Annotated in this window: 5 protein-coding genes and 1 pseudogene; 2 read left to right on the forward strand and 4 right to left on the reverse strand. The window is 70.8% G+C overall.

Going from position 1 to position 3,218, the window contains the following annotated elements; all coding sequences use genetic code 11:
• Window positions 1-620 (reverse strand): DUF2381 family protein (locus tag VF794_RS01175; protein WP_331106866.1); only part of this gene is annotated, 620 nt, incomplete at its 3' end.
• A gap of 129 nt (window positions 621-749) precedes the next feature.
• Between VF794_RS01175 and VF794_RS01180 the strand changes: the two are divergent.
• Window positions 750-965: pseudogene (locus VF794_RS01180) on the forward strand (double-CXXCG motif protein); the annotation flags it as partial.
• A complete protein-coding gene (locus VF794_RS01185) occupies window positions 961-1,326 on the forward strand; it encodes a double-CXXCG motif protein (protein WP_331106868.1) in 366 nt (121 codons plus the stop codon). The pseudogene VF794_RS01180 and the gene VF794_RS01185, both read left to right, overlap by 5 nt.
• 4 nt (window positions 1,327-1,330) lie before the next feature.
• Here the strand turns inward: VF794_RS01185 and VF794_RS01190 are convergent, their stop codons facing one another.
• The 3 genes from VF794_RS01190 to VF794_RS01200 form a co-directional block, all read right to left on the reverse strand.
• Window positions 1,331-1,747, reverse strand: a complete 417-nt coding sequence (locus VF794_RS01190; protein WP_331106870.1) for a hypothetical protein — start codon at window positions 1,745-1,747, stop codon at window positions 1,331-1,333.
• A 10-nt stretch (window positions 1,748-1,757) separates the two neighbouring features.
• Window positions 1,758-2,375 carry a TIGR02265 family protein gene (locus tag VF794_RS01195; RefSeq protein WP_331106872.1) on the reverse strand — a complete coding sequence of 206 codons (618 nt, stop codon included), beginning with the start codon at window positions 2,373-2,375 and terminating at the stop codon, window positions 1,758-1,760.
• 214 nt (window positions 2,376-2,589) lie between these two features.
• Window positions 2,590-3,218, reverse strand: a 629-nt coding sequence (locus VF794_RS01200) for a DUF2378 family protein (RefSeq protein WP_331106874.1), incomplete at its 5' end; no start/stop codon positions are given.

The following is a 3,218-nucleotide window of genomic DNA, read 5'->3' on the forward strand; positions in this document are numbered from 1 at the left end:
ACCAGCGGCCAGGGGGGAGCGCCCTTCTTGCGGCTGCGCACGGCGACGGTGGCGAAGAAGCGCTTGCCCAGCCAGAGCACGGATTCAACCCGCACAAACGCGTCCCAGGGTTGGTGGTCCACCGTCGCCTGGGGGACGACGAGCGAGGCACGAGCATCGGGGGCGGCGAGGAGGCTCCGGGCCATGGACTCCGCGTCCTGCTCGCGGGCGGAGTCCGGGGCGCGCACCACGCGCACCTGAAGGTCCACCGCATCGCGGCGGGTGACGAGCACGAAGCGGAGGGGCTCTGAGCCGGCCCCGGTGGATAGGGAGAAGGGCACCTGCTCGCCCGGGGCCAGGGGCCGCGAAGAGACGAGGATGAGCGAGCCGTCGGCCATGCGGACGATCTGGACGGGTGCATCGTCTTGGGAAGGCTCCAGGGACTCGGCGGGCGGGGGGAAGTCGAAGTACACGAGGGTGGCCACGCCCGCGGCTACGTGCAGTTCCAGGGGCGGTACCCGACCGGGGCGTGGAGGGAGCACGAGCGTGCGCCGCTGGAGCGCTGGAGGGCCGGCCCCTTCCCGCGCGGCGGCCGAGGTGCAGAGCAGGAGGGACAGGAAGAGCCAGGGACCAGGGCGCACGCGCGGCCTCGAGGAGCAGGCGCGCACGCTAGGAGAGGCGCGCTCACGGTAGCAAGCGCAAAACCACTTCCGCCGTCACTCGGGCGGAGTTGACTTCGGAGATGACCTCAGACGACTGTGAGCACGCGCATGCACTACTTCGCCATCAAGGAAGACAGGTCCGCGGGTTACACCGGCTCCATTGACGGCGTACACAGGTGGGGTCTTCCGGGTCTCCTCAACTGCCCCGTTTGCAAGGTCACCTGGGGTGCTGGCTCCAAAGTCTACCCCTCGGTGGACCTCACCCCAGTTGCCTCCCTGGCCGACTTCGAGGAGGCCCGGCCCGAGCCCATCGAGGAGTATGAAAGGCTGTGCGAGCTGGTCCGCCCGCTCCTCCCCCCGGGAGCCGTGCTGGAACCCGGTGCGGCGAAACTTCAGGCCGAGGGCCTACGAGGTCTCAAGGGCTGTCCCACCCAATGGCGCTTCCGGTCGCGCTCACCCGCAGTGCCTGCCCCTCCACCGCAAGCCTCCCTGCCCTCGCTGCCATCGTCACGGCCTCACCCTGCCCAAGCCCCTCTTGCTGGAGGCCTCGACATTGCCCAGCCACCTGGACGTGTTCCGGCTGGAGGACTTCTCCACCGTCGTCGTCTGCACCGAGCGCTTCGTCGATGCCTGCCAGCGCCTGGGACTCGACGGGGTGACCTTTCAACCACTGCCTACGGTTTGAGGCCTCACGGGAAGTCGGGCAGCGGCGCGACGTCCGGCGCCACCCAGGCCCGTTTCGCCTCCTCCGAGCCCAGCGTCTCCTCGCGGTAGTGCCGCTCCAGCAGCTTCCCGTTCAACAGCTCCGGGTGCGCGGCCAGGAAGGTGTCGAAGGGCTCCAGTCCTGGCGTCTCCCGGAGTGCCGCGTACACGTGCGCGCTCCATGCCCGCGTCACCGTCTCGTGGTACTTGCCCGCCGCTCCCAGCGCCGTCGCGTACCGGCGGATCGTCTCCTGGAGGCGTCCGTATCCCGCCTCGGGCCCGTGCCGGCGCAGGTACAGCCACCCCAATCGCACGTGCTCCCGGTGGCCGAAGCTCTCCCCGGGCCAGGTGCTCGCCTCCACCGCCCCGAGGAACTCGCTGTCACTCGCTGTCCGCGGATCCATCCCGGGCATGCTACTCCCAGGAGAAGCGGTACTCGCCATCCAGTCCGTTCGCCCACTCGCGCTCCACCCGCGCCCGGCGTCCACCCGCCGCCTGGATGAGCGCCTCCAGCACCCCCTCGTGGCACACGGCCGGCAGGAAGTCGCCCCGCAGCACGAAGCGCCCACTGCGCGGCCCCGTCCACACCACCACCTGCTCCCCGAAACTCATGGACTGCCGGTAGATGTCCGGCGCCGTCTCCAGCATCCGCCTCGGACTGCCGTACGCCAGCAGCACCGCCGTCTTCCCCACCGGCGACGCCAGGAAGTCCGAGTGGACATGCCGCCCCAGCTCCCGCAGCACCGCCTCCCCACCGCCCCACCGCGCTCCCAGTTGATGCGCCGCGCACTCCAGCAGCCGCAGGAAGGCCCGCAGCGGATAGTTGAAGAAGTCGAGGAACTTCTCCTCTCCGCTCGCCGCCTGGCAGCTGCGCACCGCCTCCGCGTCCCCCAGCTTGCGCACCGCCGCCAGCGTGCCGTTGAAGAACGTGCCTCGCACCGTGTCCTCGGGCGCCGCCACCGCCATCCGCCACGCCAGGTCCTGCTCCCAACCGCGCGGGGCTTCCGCCAACGTCATCGATTCAGCGCGCATCGGCCGTACCTTACCGAGGAAGAGGGGAATGGTGACCACCTACTGCACCACGTATGCCGCGAGGCCGATTCAAATGCGTTGCGTCAGGCACTCCACATCCGGTCCTTCTCCAGGCCCCGACGTCCCCTGTCCTGTCCGGTAACCGACATGCCCCCGAGGCCCGCCGCGCAAAGCCTGCGTCCGCGCGCGGCCGGGCCCGCGCAAACCCTGCGCCTCACTCCCAGGCGATGAGGTACTCCGCGTCCAGCACCCCCACCCGCAGCCCGCGCACCTCCACCCCCCGCACCTTCATCCCCTCCAGCACCGCCAGCAGCACGCCCTCGTGGAACGCGCACGGCATGAAGTCGCGCCGCATGATGACGCGGCCCCTCGACAAGCCCTCCCACACCACCGTGCGCTCCCCGTAGTTCACCGCCGCCCGGTACGCCGAGGGCAGGTTGGCCACCAGCCCCCGCGGCTCGTCTCGAGACACGAGCTGAAGCGCCCGGCCCGTCGCCGACCGCAGCAGGTCCACCTTGGCCCGGCGCCCCAGCCGCCGCTGCGCTTCCTCCCAGCTCCCGCACTCCGGCGCCATCAGCCGCGCCGCCACCTCGCTCACCCGCAGCCAGGTGCCCACCGGGTAGTTGAAGAACTCCACGAAGCGCGGCTCGCCTCCCGCCTCCACGCACTGGCGCACCCCCGCCTCGCCCACGCTCGCCCTCACCTCCTCCAGCGCGCCGAGGAAGAACCCCCCCCGCACCGTGTCCGAGGGAGTCGCCAGCGCCACCCGCTGCTCCAGGTCCTCGCGCAACGTCCGCGCTCCGCAGTCGGCTTCGACCTCACAGCTCCTGGCGCTCATACCAC

The sequence above is a fragment of the Archangium sp. genome, from assembly GCF_036389735.1.
GTDB lineage: Bacteria > Myxococcota > Myxococcia > Myxococcales > Myxococcaceae > Archangium.

What these genes read in the sequence shown, in the direction of transcription:
- VF794_RS01190 (WP_331106870.1), bottom strand. Translation starts at nt 1,747, where the DNA reads ATGGATCCGCGGACAGCGAGTGACAGCGAGTTCCTCGGGGCGGTGGAG.
- VF794_RS01195 (WP_331106872.1), bottom strand. Translation starts at nt 2,375, where the DNA reads ATGCGCGCTGAATCGATGACGTTGGCGGAAGCCCCGCGCGGTTGGGAG.
- VF794_RS01185 (WP_331106868.1), top strand. Translation starts at nt 961, where the DNA reads ATGAAAGGCTGTGCGAGCTGGTCCGCCCGCTCCTCCCCCCGGGAGCCG.